The organism is Novosphingobium decolorationis, from assembly GCF_018417475.1.
GTDB classification, from domain to species: domain Bacteria; phylum Pseudomonadota; class Alphaproteobacteria; order Sphingomonadales; family Sphingomonadaceae; genus Novosphingobium; species Novosphingobium decolorationis.
This window is the reverse complement of record NZ_CP054856.1, coordinates 2,148,987-2,163,447: the sequence shown is the minus strand read 5'-3', so window position 1 is coordinate 2,163,447 and position 14,461 is coordinate 2,148,987. Positions and strand designations below refer to the sequence as shown.

Annotated in this window: 13 protein-coding genes; 12 read left to right on the top strand and 1 reads right to left on the bottom strand. The window is 67.2% G+C overall.

Going from position 1 to position 14,461, the window contains the following annotated elements; all coding sequences use genetic code 11:
• Positions 1 to 34: 34 nt before the first annotated feature.
• A complete protein-coding gene (locus HT578_RS09930) occupies positions 35 to 2,512 on the bottom strand; it encodes a TonB-dependent siderophore receptor (protein WP_213503827.1) in 2,478 nt (825 codons plus the stop codon).
• Positions 2,513 to 3,042: 530 nt separating this feature from the next.
• Between HT578_RS09930 and HT578_RS09925 the strand changes: the two genes are divergently transcribed.
• The 12 genes from HT578_RS09925 to uraH are packed head-to-tail and all read left to right on the top strand — an operon-like array spanning position 3,043 to position 14,460.
• The gene (locus tag HT578_RS09925; RefSeq protein ID WP_213503826.1) at positions 3,043 to 3,225 is read left to right on the top strand and encodes an AtzG-like protein; all 183 of its coding nucleotides are present in this window, start codon (positions 3,043 to 3,045) and stop codon (positions 3,223 to 3,225) included.
• Positions 3,222 to 4,592 (top strand): AtzE family amidohydrolase, encoded by a 1,371-nt coding sequence (locus HT578_RS09920; RefSeq protein ID WP_213503825.1) that lies wholly within the window; start codon positions 3,222 to 3,224, stop codon positions 4,590 to 4,592. Before HT578_RS09925 ends, HT578_RS09920 begins: the two co-directional genes overlap by 4 nt.
• Positions 4,589 to 5,953 (top strand): NCS2 family permease, encoded by a 1,365-nt coding sequence (locus HT578_RS09915; protein WP_213503824.1) that lies wholly within the window; start codon positions 4,589 to 4,591, stop codon positions 5,951 to 5,953. Before HT578_RS09920 ends, HT578_RS09915 begins: the two co-directional genes overlap by 4 nt.
• Complete coding sequence (locus tag HT578_RS09910; protein WP_213503823.1) at positions 5,953 to 6,879, top strand: 5'-methylthioadenosine/S-adenosylhomocysteine nucleosidase; 927 nt, start codon at positions 5,953 to 5,955, stop codon at positions 6,877 to 6,879. Before HT578_RS09915 ends, HT578_RS09910 begins: the two co-directional genes overlap by 1 nt.
• A 17-nt stretch (positions 6,880 to 6,896) precedes the next feature.
• On the top strand, positions 6,897 to 8,474 hold the full coding sequence (locus tag HT578_RS09905; RefSeq protein WP_213503821.1) for a gamma-glutamyltransferase family protein: 1,578 nt from the start codon (positions 6,897 to 6,899) through the stop codon (positions 8,472 to 8,474).
• A complete protein-coding gene (locus tag HT578_RS09900) occupies positions 8,468 to 9,718 on the top strand; it encodes an allantoate amidohydrolase (protein WP_213503820.1) in 1,251 nt (416 codons plus the stop codon). The genes HT578_RS09905 and HT578_RS09900 overlap by 7 nt, the downstream gene beginning before the upstream one ends.
• Positions 9,708 to 10,970 carry a pyridoxal-phosphate-dependent aminotransferase family protein gene (locus tag HT578_RS09895; RefSeq protein WP_213503819.1) on the top strand — a complete coding sequence of 421 codons (1,263 nt, stop codon included), beginning with the start codon at positions 9,708 to 9,710 and terminating at the stop codon, positions 10,968 to 10,970. The genes HT578_RS09900 and HT578_RS09895 overlap by 11 nt, the downstream gene beginning before the upstream one ends.
• A complete protein-coding gene (gene puuE / locus HT578_RS09890) occupies positions 10,967 to 11,872 on the top strand; it encodes an allantoinase PuuE (RefSeq protein ID WP_213503818.1) in 906 nt (301 codons plus the stop codon). The genes HT578_RS09895 and puuE overlap by 4 nt, the downstream gene beginning before the upstream one ends.
• The gene (gene hpxZ / locus HT578_RS09885) at positions 11,869 to 12,261 is read left to right on the top strand and encodes an oxalurate catabolism protein HpxZ (protein WP_213503817.1); all 393 of its coding nucleotides are present in this window, start codon (positions 11,869 to 11,871) and stop codon (positions 12,259 to 12,261) included. The genes puuE and hpxZ overlap by 4 nt, the downstream gene beginning before the upstream one ends.
• Entirely contained in the window at positions 12,261 to 12,701 is a 441-nt protein-coding gene (gene uraD, locus HT578_RS09880) for a 2-oxo-4-hydroxy-4-carboxy-5-ureidoimidazoline decarboxylase (RefSeq protein WP_213503816.1), read from the top strand. The genes hpxZ and uraD overlap by 1 nt, the downstream gene beginning before the upstream one ends.
• Entirely contained in the window at positions 12,698 to 14,131 is a 1,434-nt protein-coding gene (locus tag HT578_RS09875) for an FAD/NAD(P)-binding protein (RefSeq protein ID WP_277884196.1), read from the top strand. The genes uraD and HT578_RS09875 overlap by 4 nt, the downstream gene beginning before the upstream one ends.
• Positions 14,128 to 14,460 carry a hydroxyisourate hydrolase gene (gene uraH / locus HT578_RS09870; RefSeq protein ID WP_213503815.1) on the top strand — a complete coding sequence of 111 codons (333 nt, stop codon included), beginning with the start codon at positions 14,128 to 14,130 and terminating at the stop codon, positions 14,458 to 14,460. Before HT578_RS09875 ends, uraH begins: the two co-directional genes overlap by 4 nt.
• Position 14,461 lies beyond the last annotated feature (1 nt).

Sequence of the window (14,461 nt, the reverse complement as noted above, 5' to 3'; positions counted from 1 at the left end):
TGGGGGGAGCTTTGTCCCTGCGCCTGGGGGAGCGTCAGAAGTTGTAGGACAGCGTGGCCTGGACGCTGCGCGGACGTTCGGGCAGTGCGATGGTCGAGCCGAACAGTTCGGTGAAGTTGGCGCGGAAGTACTTCTCGTTGGTCACGTTCTTGACCACGACGCGAAGATCCCAAGGGCCCGTGCTGTACGACGCGCTGGCATCAAACAGCGTGTAGGCGGGCAGGCGCACCGCCTGCGACTGGCCCGAATAGACCGAATCCACCGCCACCATGCTGCCCGCAAAGGCCAGGCCATTGTCGAAGGCGTAGGTCGCCGTCAGCGCATAGAGGTTGGTGGGAATGCCCGCGCGCCGCGAATCGCTCTTGGACGTGATGGGGATCAGGCCGCCGGGCTGGCCGCCCAGGTGCAGGGTCTGGTCGGTGACGTTGACGAGGTCCTCCATGCCCAGGAAGCTGAAGGTGCTGCCCGCCTCGTAGAAGGTGAGGTTATAGACCTTGGTGCGGGTATAGGCGCCGGTGATGAGCAGGTGCTCGTCCACCGCCCAGCGCAGTTCGGCCTCCAGGCCCTTGGTCTCGACGGCCTGGTTCACCGTGCTCGACTGCGCGTTGTAGTCGGTACGCTCCTGCTTGTAGACCGAGATCGCGGCGTAGAGCGTGTCGTCGAGCCACGATCCCTTGATACCGCCTTCATAGAGCTTGGAAGCGGTGATGAAGGTATCACCCGCGATGTTCGAGACCGCGATTTCCGCGCCCTGTCCCGCGATCACGACCGACTGGCGCGCGATCGTGGCGTAGGGGACGAGGCCGAGCGGGAGCTTGTAGTTGGCGCTCGCCGACCACGACCAGGCGCCCTTGCTGCCCGAAGCGCTGTCCGGGATGCCATCGGCGCGGTCGGAGGCGACCTGGGCGGCCTCCATGCGGCCGATGTCCGAGGTCGACTTGGCCTTCACGTGGTCGTAGCGCGCGCCCAGTGTGACATCGAGGCCGAAGGCAAAGTCGAGGTCGGTCAGCGCGGCAAAGGCGACGTCGGTATAGTGGCCATCGACGTAGGAGGTGTAGTTGCAGTCGCACTCGGTCGAGAGCAGGCGATCGCTGGCCGGGTCGTAGCCCTGCGTCAGGTCGACGCGGTGGAAGTACTCGTAGTTGAAGTCTTCCCCATGCTCGAAGCTGGTGTAGCGGATCGAGGGAGAGAACTGGAAGGCGAAGGTGCCCGCGCTCGATTCGAAGGTCTTGGAGACGACGATCTTGTCCTCGAAGACCCAGGAATCGTGCAGCTGCGAGAAGCCGTAAGCGTTCTCGTTGATGTTCTCGTAGCTGTCGTAGAAGGCCTGGTTCTTGATCTCGATGTCGCCGGGACCCGTCCAGATGAGGTCGGCGTAGAGCGTGGTCGCGTTGTTGTCGAGCCGGTCGTCCTTGCCGGTCAGCGTCTTGCGGCGGCTGAGCGTGGTTGTGCCGGTGTTCTGCAGATTGAGCAGGTTGTTGGGGCTGGAGGTGTAGCACGCATCGGTGATCGAATCCGCGAACACGCCGCCCCCGCAGGCAAAGCCGCCGAAGATCGAAAGCCCGCCGGGCACCGCCGCGTTGATCTCTTCCACCGACATCTGCCCGTCGCCATCGGTGTCGAGCGAGATGGCGTTGCCGGTGATGTAGGTGCCATCATCGACCAGGTCCTGCGTCAGGCGGTTCCAGCCGCCGTTCTGCTGGCCGCGGAAGCGGTGGTACATGCCACCGAATTCCAGCCGCAGATCGGGTGTCAGGTCGGTGTCGAAGGCAGCCTGCAGGATCGTCTGGTTGGTGGACATGTTGTCCCAGTAGCTGCCCGAATCCTCGACCTCGGCGTAGAGGCTGTACCCGAATTCCTGCGTGCCGATGTGGCCCGGGCCGCGGATCTGGGCGGTGAGGTCGGTCTTGTTCCAGCTGCCCAGCGTAAGGCCGATCTTGCCTTCCGGGCTGGCCATGAAGGCGCCGCCCTGCGCGCGCGCGGAACGCGGCACGAAGTTGATGTAGCCGCCGGTCTTGGAGGGGCCGTAGATCGGCGAGGCGGGGCCGCGCACGATGTCGACCCGGTCCGCAGCTGCAATCGGGGTGGGATAGTTGCCCGGGTTGTCGAGGCGACGCACGCCGCGGAAGTAGACTTCTCCGGGCGTACCGCGAATGTCGAGCGCACCGCCCACGCCGAAGAACGAGTTGGTGAAGGTGCCCGGCGACTGCGCGACGAGGTCATAGATCTCGGTGATGCCGAAGCGTTCCATCTGCTCGGCGCTGACGGTAGAGGCGGAACGCGGCGTTTCGACGATGGTCTTGTCGAAGCCGAAGACCGAGCCGACGTCGGCGACAGGCAATGCGTCCAGCGAGCCGGTGACGACGATCTCGGAGGCCGGATCGCGCTCCGCCGGTTCCTGCGCGAGCGCGGGCGTGCTCAGCGCGGTGCAGCCCAGAAGGCCTGCAACAAGCGCATGACCGCGCGCTGCAGATCTGCGCGACCTGCCTGTAAAATAACGTGAAATCCGCATTTTAACCCCCTCATGAATGCCCCGGCGCGTCGTCCCTGTCTGACGCGGCCGAACAGTTCTGCTCTCCCTTTCAGTTGTCCTCGCCCTGTCTTGGTGGTCGTTACGTCCTCTATTGTCATGCATTTCTGCACGGTCTCGGACTGTTGTTCCCTATTCTTGGTGCGTAGGGCTAGTGGCGCATTGATGTGCAAGCAAATGCAATGAATTTTACAAGGTGTTGCGAAAATTAGAGCGCCTGCAGTGCCCCCGACAGGGGCGCTCTCTTTTTTGCAACGATCTGTCCAGATCATTGCGTTTGCTGGATAGGGTGGCGGCAGGCAGGAGAGGGGCATGCGCCGCGCCTTGCCTTTCTCCCGGATCGGACTCGATCCGCGCTCCGTCTTGCGCCAACCTTGCGTGGGAGGGGGCAATTGGCCCGTTGCCCGCAGGGCTGCAACGGGGCATGATCGCGTGGTTGCACAGGGGCTTGGCGCATGCCTTCCCGTGCTGGCGCGCGCTGTGCGCGTCCTCCAGCCAGGAGATGAGGCCGCATGACCACGTCCACACCGCCCCGGTCCGGCGGCGCTGCCGTCCCGCGCTCGCACGCGGCCATCGATGCCGCCGCCGCCGCTGTCGGACTGCCGATCCCGCAGGCATGCCGTCCCGGCGTCGAAGCCAACCTGGAGCTGCTCGAAAGCCATGTGCGCCGCATGCGCGCAGAGGACGGGGAATGATCTCCTGGCACCGCACGACGGCCTGCGACATCGCTCGGGCGGTACGGGGGCGCGAGGTCACGGCCCGCGCGGTCCTTGAAGGCTGTCTTGCCGATATCGAGGCACGGGCCGCGCCGCTGGTCGCGGTGACGCAGCTTCTGGCCGAGCGCGCGCGCGCTGAAGCGGACGCCGTCGATGCCCGGATCGCGGTGGGCGAGGATCCGGGGCCGCTGGCGGGTGTGCCCTACGGGGTAAAGGACCTTTTCGACGTCGCCGGACGGCCCACTACGGCAGGCTCGCGCGTCTATGCCGATGCGCCGCCTGCGCCGTGCGATGCCAAGGCCGTGGCGCGGCTGAAGGCGGCAGGCGCGGTGCTGGTCGCCACGCTCAACATGGATGAGTTCGCCTATGGTTTTGCGACCATCAACGCGGCCTATGGCACCACGCGCAACCCGCACGACCTGGCGCGTCTTGCGGGCGGGTCATCGGGCGGCTCGGCGGCCGTCGTGGCGGCCGGGCTCCTGCCGCTGGCGCTGGGATCGGACACCAACGGCTCGGTGCGCGTGCCCGCCAGCCTCACCGGGCTCTATGGCCTGAAGCCCACGCATACCGCGCTGCCGCTGGACGGGGTCTTTCCGTTTGCCGAAAGCTTCGATGATGTCGGGCCTTTCACGAGGTCGGTGGAAGACATGGAGCGGGTCTGGGCGGTGCTGCGTGGGGAGCCGAACGTCCCGCTCACGGCTGCGGACCTGCGCGTTGCGCGGCTGGGCGGGCGCTTCCGGGTGAACGCCGATCCCGACCAGCTCGCCGCGATGGACGCCATTGCGGGCGAGGGGCCCTTGCTGGAGATCCCCGAGATTGGCCGGGCGCGCTCGGCGGCGTTTCTGATCACCGCGCACGAGGGCGGCATGCTCCACCGCGCCATGTTGGCGGAGCGGGCCATGGACTACGATCCGCAAGTGCGCGACCGCCTGATCGCAGGCGCCCTCCTGCCCGAGACCATCGTGGACGAGGCGCGCGCGTTCCGGGCGGACTATATCGCCAGGGTCACGGCGATGCTGGCGGACACCGATGTGGTCCTGGCACCGGCCACGCCCTGTACCGCCCCGCGCATCGAGGATCCTCGTATCGCGATCGATGGCGGGATGCGGCCCGCGCGCGCGGACCTTGGTATTCACACCCAGGCGATCACGTTCCTGGGCTTTCCCTCGCTGGCCGTGCCTCTGAAGCGACCAGGCGCCTTGCCGCTCGGCCTGCAGCTGATCGGCAAGCCGGGTGAGGAGGACAAATTGTTCGCGCTGGCACGCCAGCTGGAAATGCGCGGGTTCACGGGGGTGAGCGCGCCGGCCTGCATGGCCGAGACACGCGAAGAGGGGACTACGCAATGAGTGACACAGAGACGCTGGCCGGGCAGGGCAGCGCCTGGGACGCGCGGCTGGAACGCCGCTTCGAACTGCGCGCGCGCGGCACCACGCCGCGCACCGAGGTGCTGGCCGGGTTCACCACCTTCCTGACGATGGCCTACATCGTCCTCGTCAATCCCGCGATCCTGGGAACGGCGGGCATGCCTGTCGCGGCGGTCGCGGCGGCGACATGTTTTGCCGCAGCCTTTGCCTCGATCCTGATGGGCTTTACCTCCAATACTCCGCTTGCGCTGGCGCCGGGCATGGGGCTCAACGCCTACTTCAGCTTTACCGTGGTGCAGCAGATGGGCGTGCCCTGGCAGGTGGCGCTGGGCTGCGTGTTCATTTCGGGCGTGGCCTTCCTGCTCCTGACGCTGACCGGCATCCGCCAGCTGATCGTCCACTCGATCCCGCAGTACCTCTTTGCCGCAGTCGCGGGCGGTATCGGCCTGTTCATCGGCTTCATCGGTCTTCGCGATTCCGGCATTGTCGTCGCCAACCCGGCGACGTTCGTTGCGCTGGGCGACCTGCGCCAGCCTGCCCCCGCGCTTGCGCTCTTCGGGCTGATCCTGATCGGCGGGCTCAGCGCCTGGAACGTGCGCGGAGCCATGCTGATCGGGATTGTCGCGACGACGGTTCTGGGCTGGCTGTTCGGCCTCGTCAGCTTCACGCCCGAACCCTATTCGCTCGAGGCGATGACCGGCACGCTGTTCCAGCTGGACCTGGGCGGTGTGTTCGGCTCCGAAGGCCAGCATGGCCTCGGCCTTCTCGAAGTGCTCTTCGTCTTTCTCTTCGTCGACCTGTTCGACAACATCGGCACGCTTGTCGCCGTGACCAAGCGCGCGGGGCTGATCGGTTCGGACGGAAAGATCCCGCGTCTCAACCGCATCCTGGTCACCGATGCGGTGGCGACCATGGTCGGCTCGATGGCGGGCACGAGCACGGTGACAAGCTACGTCGAGAGCGCCTCGGGCGTGCAGGTGGGCGGACGCACGGGGCTTACCGCCATTGTCACCGGCCTCCTGTTCTTCGCGATGATGTTCGTGGCGCCTTACGCGCAGCTCATTCCGCTTGCCGCGACCGCACCTGCGCTGATCATCGTGGGCGGCATGATGTGCCTGCCGCTGACCGAGGTGGAGTGGGAGGATCCGCTCTGCGCGATCCCCGCCTTCCTGACTGTCGCGATGATCCCCTTCACCTTCTCGATCGCCAATGGCCTTGCCTTCGGGATTACCGCCCACGCGGTGCTCAAGATCGTGCGCGGAACCTTCGGCAAGAGCGACCTTTTCCTGCTGGTCCTTGCCTCTCTCTTCGTTGCCCGCTTCATCTGGATGGGAGCTGCCTGATGCGTCGTGCCATGTCTCTTCTTGCCACCGCGCTCGCGCTTGTTTCTGCCCCCGCGTTGGCCGAGCCCTTCGACACGACCCCGCGCACGGTGGTGATGACCGCCTTTGCGCCCGAATGGGATGCGCTGGCCCCAGCCATTGCCGAGCCGCACGAATACAGCGCCAATGGCCTCACCTTCCTGGCCGGAACGCTGGAAGGAAAGCCCGTGGTGCTGATGCAGAGCGGGGTGAGCATGGTCAACGCGGCGATGAACACCCAGCTCGTGCTCGACCGTTTCAAGGTGAAGCGCATTGTCTTCTCCGGGATCGCGGGCGGGGTCGATCCGGCGCTTTCGATCGGCGATGTGGTGGTGGCTAGGGACTGGGCGCAGTACCTTGAAGTCTCCTTCGCGCGCCGCACCGGCGAGGGCTGGGTGACACCCGAGCCGGTCGACGAAGGTGCCCCCGCCAACTGGGAGATGATGTTCCCGCGCGGCGTGCGCGTGGGCAACGCGAGCGAGGCCCCGGTGCGCCACTACACGCTCGGTGCAGACCCCGCGCTGCTCCAGCTGGCCGAGGATGTGACCGCCCGCATCAGCCTGCAGCGCTGCACCGGGCCTTCGGGCACGGCAAGCGGTACGCACTGCCTGGTCGAGGAGCCCAAGGTGGTGGTCGGCGGCACGGGCGTGAGCGCGGGCGTCTTTGCCGACAACAAGGAGTTTCGCGAGTACCTTCAGGCCGCCTGGGGCGCGCGCGTCGTCGATATGGAAAGCGCCGCCGTGGTGCAGGTCGCCTACGCCAACGAGGTGCCTGCCATCGTCTTTCGCAGCCTGTCGGACCTCGCCGGCGGCGACGATGGCGAGAACCAGATGAACACCTTCATGGCGCTTGCGTCTGTCAATTCCGCGCATGTCGTGCGCGCGTTCCTCGCCGCGCTTCCGGACTGAACAGAAGGCCCAGACCCATGCAGACCGTCACCGCGCAAAATGGCATCGCCACCGCTCCACACCACCTCGCCGCGCAGGCGGGCCGCGACGTGCTGGCCGAGGGCGGAACGGCCCTGGAGGCCTGCGTTGCCATCGCGGCCACCCTGAGCGCGGTCTATCCGCACATGACCGGGATCGGCGGGGATGGCTTCTGGCTGATCCGCGAGCCCGATGGGCGCCTCCACGCGATCCACGGCGTGGGCGGGGCGGCGGCGAGCGCGGACCTCTCCCTCTATGCAGGCCTCGATGCGGTGCCCCAGCGCGGTCCTCTGGCCGCCAACACGGTGGCGGGCACGGTCTCGGCCTGGGAGGCGGCACTGGCCGACCCGGCCTGCACCCTCCCGCTCGACCGACTGCTGCGCGATGCCATCGTCCATGCCGAGACCGGCGTTGCCGTGACCGCAGGCGGGGCCGGGATTGCACAGGCCAAAGGCGAGGAACTGCGCAGCCAGCCCGGCGCCTATGCCGACATCTTCGAACCCGAAGGCCGCCCGCTTGCCGAAGGCGACGTGCTGCGCCAGCCTGCGCTCGCCGAAACGTTGCGCACGCTCGCGCGGGAGGGCCTGGCGAGTTTCTACACAGGTTCGCTGGCCGCGCGCCTGGCCGAAGACCTCACGGCGCTGGGCAGTCCGGTCTCGGCGGCTGACCTCGCCGCGCATGCGGTGAGCCGCCCCGCGCCCCTCTCGGTGCCGATCACGGGCGCGCGGCTCTTCAACACCGCGCCCCCCACGCAAGGGTTCGCCTCGCTCCTGATCCTCGCGCTGTTCGACCGCCTACAGGCCGACGCGCCGGACGGTTTCGATCACGTCCACGGCCTCGTCGAAGCGACCAAGCAGGCATTTCTGCTCCGCGATGCGCACGTGGGCGATCTGTCCTTCACCGATTTCGATTTTCAGGGCCTGCTCGCCGATCCCGATGCGCTCGACGCCCTGGCTGCGCGCATCGATCCCGCGAAGGCTCTCACTTGGCCGCAGCCCCCGCAGTGGGGCGATACCTGCTGGTTTGCCGCCGCCGACGGAGAGGGCCGGGTGGTCTCGTGCATCCAGTCGACCTACTTCGAGTTCGGCTCGGGGCTGGTGCTGCCGCAGACCGGGATTACCTGGCAGAACCGGGGCTCCTCCTTCCGTCTCGCCGAAGAGGGCTGGAATGCCCTCAAGCCCGGGCGCAAGCCCTTCCACACACTCAATCCCGCCATGGCGCTCTTCGACGATGGCCGGATCATGGCCTACGGCACGATGGGCGGCGAGGGGCAGCCCCAGACGCAGGCCGCGCTCTTTACCCGCTACGCGCGCTACGGCGTGGACCTGCAGGAGGCGATTTCGGCACCGCGCTGGCTGCTCGGGCGAACCTGGGGCGATGTCACGACCTCGCTCAAGCTGGAGGACGGCTTCGATCCTGCGCTTTACACGGCGCTCGAAGCGGCGGGGCATGATGTCGAGCGGGTCGGCCCACCCAGCGCCATGATGGGGCATGCGGGCGCGCTGGTGCGCCCGCCCGAAGGCGGCTTTGCAGGCGCGAGCGATCCGCGCAGCGACGGGGCGGCCCTGGGATGGTGAGCGCGCTCTCCATGCCGGGCGGCGCGCGCGCTGTCGCGCGCTGCGATGTGCTGCGCGAGGCTCCCTATTCCGACATCGAAGGGGGGCTCTACCGCGGCTACCTGACGCCGGCCTATGCCGCCGCGCAGGAGGCATTGACCGGCTGGATGGAAGAGGCCGGGATGAAGGTGCGCCGCGATGCCGCCGCGAACCTTATCGGTCGTTACGAGGCGAGCCGCCCCGATGCGCCCGCGCTGATGATCGCCAGCCATCTCGATTCGGTGCGCGATGGCGGTGCCTACGACGGACCGCTCGGCATCATGCTGGGGATCGAGTGCGTGGCCGCGCTGAACACAAAGGGGCGTCGCTTTCCCTTCGCAATCGAGGTCTATGCCTTTGGCGATGAGGAAGGTTCGCGCTTTCCCGCCGCGATGCTGACCAGCCGTGCGGTGGCCGGCACGCTGGAGCGCGGCGCGCTCGACATTGCCGATGGCGATGGGGTGACGCTGGCCGAGGCCGGAGTGGACTTGGGTGCATACCTCACCGCCCGGCGCGCGCGGGGCGAGATCTTTGCCTATCTGGAAGCCCATATCGAACAGGGCCCGGTGCTCGAAGCCAATGGTCTTGCGGTGGGGACAGTCACCGGCATTGCCGCGCAGCTGCGCTATGCGATTACTCTCAAGGGTCTTGCCGGACACGCGGGGACGAGCGCGATGCCGCTGCGCCGCGATCCGCTTCCCGGTGCCGCGCAGATGGTGCTTGCCGCCGAGGAACTGGCCGCCGCCGACATGTCCGATGCCGTCGCCACCGTTGGCCGGATCGAGGCACTGCCCGGCGCGCCCAACGTCATTCCGGGCGAAGTGCGCTTCACTCTCGACGTGCGCGCGGGCGATGTACGCCGCCGCAACCGCGTGGCCGAGGCAATCCTGACGCGCTGCCAGGCGATTGCTGCGGCGCGCGCGCTCGACCTGGACGTCGCGTGCATCCACGACCTGCCGCCCAGCCCCTGCGATGAGGGTCTGATGGAATTGCTCGACGCCGCCCACGAAAGCGCAGGCCAGCGGGTCTTTCGCCTCGTTTCGGGCGCGGGCCACGATGCCATGAACATGGGCGCGCTGTGCCCCACCGCCATGCTGTTCCTGCGCTGCAGGGGCGGCATCAGCCACAACCCGGCCGAACATGTGGAGCCTGCGGACGCGCAAGTCGCGCTCGCCGTCATGCTCGGTTTCCTCGACCGTCTCGGAGAGCGCCACCATGCCCGTTGAACTCGATCCCCTTCTCTTCGGGGAGATCGACCCGCCCCAGCGCCTGCTCATGGGGCCTGGCCCCGTCAACGCGCACCCGCGCGTGCTGCGCGCGATGTCGGCCGACCTGCTCGGCCAGTTCGACCCCGAGATGACCGGCTACATGGAGCAGGTCATGGCGCTCTACCGCCCGATCTTCGGCACGAAGAACCGCTGGACGATGCTGGTCGATGGCACCGCGCGCGCAGGGATCGAGGCCGCGCTCGTCAGCCTTGTCGCGCCGGGCGAGACCGTGCTTGTCGTCAATTTTGGCCGCTTCGGCCTGCTCCTGACCGAGATTCTCACCCGCATCGGCGCGCGCATCGAGACGGTCGAGGCGTCCTGGGGCGAAGTTGTCCCGCTCGCGGCAATCGAGGAGGCCATCGCGCGCACCTCGCCCAGGCTGGTGGCGACGATCCACGGCGATACCTCGACCACGATGGCGCAGCCGCTTGAGGGTTTCGGCGCGCTGTGCCGTGCGGCGGGCGCGCTCTCCTACGTCGATGCGACCGCGACCATCGGCGGCATGGAGCTCGCCGCCGACCGCTGGGATGTCGATGTCGTGACGGGCGGCCTGCAGAAGTGCCTGGGAGGGCCTTCGGGCTCGGCCCCGATCACCATCTCGGACACAGCGGCAGAGCACATCTTCGCGCGCCGGCACACTGAGGCGGGCATCCGCATGAAGGGGCTTGAGGACGGGCAGGGACCGCGCATTTCCTCCAACTATTTCGACCTCGCCATGATCATGGACTACTGGTCGGAAAAGCGCCTCAACCACCACACCGAGGCGACCTCGATGCTCTACGCCGCGCGCGAATGCGCTCGTGTGGCGCTGGGCGAGGGACTGGCCGCGCGCTATGATCGCCACACCCGTTCGGGCCGCGCGATGGCGGCGGGTCTGCGCGCGATGGGCCTCACCGTCTTTGGCGATGACGCGCACCGCATGTCCAACGTCACGGGCGTCCACATCCCGGACAGCGTCGATGGCGAGGCGGTGCGCGCGATGATGCGCGATACCTTCGAGATCGAGATCGGCACGGCCTTCGGCCCCTTGCAGGGGCGGATCTGGCGGCTGGGCGCGATGGGCTACAACGCGATGAAGCACAAGGTGCTGATCACGCTCGGTGCACTCGAGGCGAGCCTGCGTGCCCATGGGTTCGTGCTGCCGCTGGGCGAGGCAGTGCCCGCTGCGATCGAGGCCTGGGACAGTGCCGGAGTGGGAGAAACCGCATGAACACGACGCCGCGCGACCTTGTCGGCTACGGTGCCAGCCCGCCCGAGGCGCACTGGCCGGGCGGCAAGCGCGTCGCCCTCCAGTTCGTCATCAACTACGAGGAAGGCGCGGAGAACAACGTCCTCAACGGCGACAAGGGTTCCGAGGCCTTCCTCTCCGAAATGGTCGGCGCAGCCAGCCACCCGGACCGCGCTATGGCGATGGAAAGCCTTTACGAATACGGCAGTCGCGCCGGGTTCTGGCGTCTTCACCGCCTGTTTGCATCGCGCGGCCTTCCGGTGACGGTGTTCGGCGTGGCGAAAGCGCTCGAAGCCAACCCCGAGGCAGTTGCCGCGATGCGGGCGGCCGACTGGGAGATCGCCAGCCACGGCCTGCGCTGGATCGACTATCAGAATGTCCCCGAAGAGGTCGAACGCGCGCACATCGCCGAGGCCATCGCGCTCCACGAAACGGTAACCGGCACCCGCCCGCTCGGCTGGTACCAGGGGCGGACGTCGCCCAACACCGCACGTCTCGTGGCCGAGGAAGGCGGTTTCGTGTACGATGCCGACAGCTACGCCGACGACGTGCCCTACTGGGATGACAAGCATGGCCGCGCGCAGCTGGTCGTGCCTTATACGCTCGACGTCAACGACATGAAGATCGTCGCCTACAACGGCTTTACCGAAGGCGAGCAGTTCTTCCGCCACATGCGCGACACGTATGACCAACTGGTCGAGGAAGGCGGGCGGATGATGTCGGTGGGCCTGCATGCGCGCATCGCCGGAAAGCCCGGCCGCGCGCGCTGGGTCGGCCGCTTCCTCGATCATGTTGCACAAAGCGGCGAGGCCTGGATCGCGCGCCGCATCGACATCGCCCGCCACTGGCAGACCACGCATCCTTACGCCGGAGAGACGACATGAAGATCAACGATCCCGTTCTCCTCGCCGAAGTCACCGCCGCGTTCCACGAATACGAACGCGCGCTGATGGAGGATGACATTGCGGCGATGGACGCGCTCTTCCACGAGGCTGAAACCACCAACCGCTATGGGGTGGGCGAAGTGCTCTACGGCATCGAGGAAATCCGGGCGTTTCGCAAGGGACGCGGCGGCTCGCCCCAGCGCACGCTCGGCAAGATCTCGATCGTGACTTACGGCGATGCCTTCGCGACCGCGGATGCCGAGTTCTTTCGCGAGGGATCGGAGCGGCGCGGGCGCCAGACGCAGAGCTGGGTGAAGTTCGATGACGGCGATTTCGGCGGCTGGAAGGTCGTCTCCGCGCACGTAAGCCTCGAAGGAAACACCCACTGATGGCGGCGCTTTTCGAACACAGCCCCTGGGTCGAGGCGCGCGCCGATGCCGCACCGTCTCACGGAAACCGGCACGCCGATCTCATGGCCGTGGTCCACGCCGCGAGCCGCGAGGAGCAACTCGCGCTCATCCGCGCGCACCCCGAACTTGCCGGCAAGGCCGCCATCGACCGCACCTTGACGCAGGCGAGCGCGTCGGAGCAGGCGAGCGCCGGGCTCGACCGCCTTTCGCCGGCCGAATACGAGGAGTTCCACGCGCTCAATGCGGCCTACCGCGAGCGCTTCGACTTCCCCTTCATCATCTGCGTGCGCCTGACCGACAAGGCCGGGATCCTTGCCGCCATGCGCGCGCGCCTCGCCAACGACCGCGAGACCGAGATCGCCACTGCCCTCGCGCAGATCGGCGAGATCGTCCGCCTGCGCCTGGAAGACCTCGCATGACCGAACAGATGGGCCTGCGCGCGCTGGAACAGCGCCTTGAACGCGAGCTGGAGCTTGTCGCCTTCAACCGCCCGCAATGGGTACGCCCGCGCCAGTTCGAGGGCGAGGATGTGCTTGATGTTGCCGTGATCGGCGGCGGGCAGTGCGGCCTTGCGACGGCCTTTGGCCTCAGGCGCGAAGGCGTGACCAACGTCATGATCTTCGATGAAAGCCCGGCAGGCTTCGAGGGGCCGTGGGAGACCTATGCGCGCATGGTCACGCTGCGCACGCCCAAGACGCTCACCCCGCTTGATTTCGGTGTGCCTTCGCTCACCTACCAGGCCTGGTGGGAGGCGCAACATGGCGCTGCGGGCTGGGCCGCTCTCGACAAGATCGTCCGCGGGGATTGGATGGAGTATCTGCGCTGGTACCGCCATGTTCTCGACCTTCCCGTGGTCAACGAGGCGAAGCTGGTACGCATCGAGCCTGTGCCGGGTGAAGCGCTCCACCGTCTGCACTTTGCCGACGGCACGAGCGAACTCGCGCGCAAGGTGGTTCTTGCCACCGGCATCCAGGGCGGGGGGGAATGGCACACGCCTGCCATGGTGCGCGACAACCTGCCCAAGGCGCTCTGGGCGCACACCAGCGAGCCCATCGACTTTGCCGCGCTCCACGGGAAGCGCATTGGCATCCTGGGCGGCGGAGCCTCCGCTTTCGACAACGCCCATTTCGCTCTTTCGCAAGGGGTGGAGGCGGCCGAAGTCTTCATCCGCCGCAGCCAGCTTCCGCGCGTCAATCCGATCCGGTTCATGGAGAAGGTGGGCTTTGCCGCGCGCTATCCTGCGCTCGATGACGCGACGAAGTACGCGGCGATGGACTGTTTCCTGGGGCACAACCAGCCCCCGACGAATGATACATTCGCGCGCGCTGCGTCCTGGCCGGGCTTTCATCTCCACACCGGGGCGCCCTGGCTGGACGTTGCCGAGCACAACGGGCTGGTGCGCGTGACCACGCCGCATGGCCATCACGAATTCGACTTCGTGGTGATCTCGACCGGGCTCATCAGTGACCCGGCGCTGCGCCCGGAACTAGCCGAAGTTGCCGATCTCATCGCGCGCTGGGGTGAGGTCGTGACGCCCAAGGGGCCACGTAACGCGCTGATCGATGCCCATCCTTACCTGGGTGACGGTTTCGAGTTCTGCGCGCGCCAGGGCGTTGACGGTGCACCGCTCCATGGCCTCTTCGCCTTCAACTATTCCGCGCTGATCAGCCTGGGCCTCTCGGCCTCGGCGCTCTCGGGCCTGCACCTTGCGCTGCCGCGTTTGCTGCGCAGCATTGCCGACCAGCTGTTCCTCGATGACAAGGACGTGCTGGTCGAGGAATTCCTCGCTTACGATGATCCCGAATTCGTCGGCGAATGGCCACTTCCCGAAACCGGAGACGCGGCATGAACACACTTTCGACCCACGTTCTCGACACCGCCCACGGCACGCCCGCCAGCGGGGTCGGCATAGAATTGATCGCCGAGGGCGGCTCGGTGCTGTTCACAGGCACGACCAACGCGGACGGGCGTTGCCCGGACCTGCCGCAGGTGCCCTCGGGCGGATACCACCTGCGCTTCGCCGTCGCCGACTACTTTCGGGGCAAGGGCGTGCACCTGCCCGAACCGCCGTTTCTCGATGTTGTCCAGATCGACTTCGGCATCGCCGAGACGGGCGCGCACTACCACGTGCCGCTGCTCGTCTCACCCTACGGCTACTCGACGTATCGGGGCAGCTGAC

Excerpts from the sequence above, each read along its gene's own strand:
- HT578_RS09930 (WP_213503827.1), bottom strand. The coding sequence starts at position 2,512 with ATGCGGATTTCACGTTATTTTACAGGCAGGTCGCGCAGATCTGCAGCG.
- HT578_RS09925 (WP_213503826.1), top strand. The coding sequence starts at position 3,043 with ATGACCACGTCCACACCGCCCCGGTCCGGCGGCGCTGCCGTCCCGCGC.
- HT578_RS09920 (WP_213503825.1), top strand. The coding sequence starts at position 3,222 with ATGATCTCCTGGCACCGCACGACGGCCTGCGACATCGCTCGGGCGGTA.
- HT578_RS09915 (WP_213503824.1), top strand. The coding sequence starts at position 4,589 with ATGAGTGACACAGAGACGCTGGCCGGGCAGGGCAGCGCCTGGGACGCG.
- HT578_RS09910 (WP_213503823.1), top strand. The coding sequence starts at position 5,953 with ATGCGTCGTGCCATGTCTCTTCTTGCCACCGCGCTCGCGCTTGTTTCT.
- HT578_RS09905 (WP_213503821.1), top strand. The coding sequence starts at position 6,897 with ATGCAGACCGTCACCGCGCAAAATGGCATCGCCACCGCTCCACACCAC.
- HT578_RS09900 (WP_213503820.1), top strand. The coding sequence starts at position 8,468 with ATGGTGAGCGCGCTCTCCATGCCGGGCGGCGCGCGCGCTGTCGCGCGC.
- HT578_RS09895 (WP_213503819.1), top strand. The coding sequence starts at position 9,708 with ATGCCCGTTGAACTCGATCCCCTTCTCTTCGGGGAGATCGACCCGCCC.
- puuE (WP_213503818.1), top strand. The coding sequence starts at position 10,967 with ATGAACACGACGCCGCGCGACCTTGTCGGCTACGGTGCCAGCCCGCCC.
- hpxZ (WP_213503817.1), top strand. The coding sequence starts at position 11,869 with ATGAAGATCAACGATCCCGTTCTCCTCGCCGAAGTCACCGCCGCGTTC.
- uraD (WP_213503816.1), top strand. The coding sequence starts at position 12,261 with ATGGCGGCGCTTTTCGAACACAGCCCCTGGGTCGAGGCGCGCGCCGAT.
- HT578_RS09875 (WP_277884196.1), top strand. The coding sequence starts at position 12,698 with ATGACCGAACAGATGGGCCTGCGCGCGCTGGAACAGCGCCTTGAACGC.
- uraH (WP_213503815.1), top strand. The coding sequence starts at position 14,128 with ATGAACACACTTTCGACCCACGTTCTCGACACCGCCCACGGCACGCCC.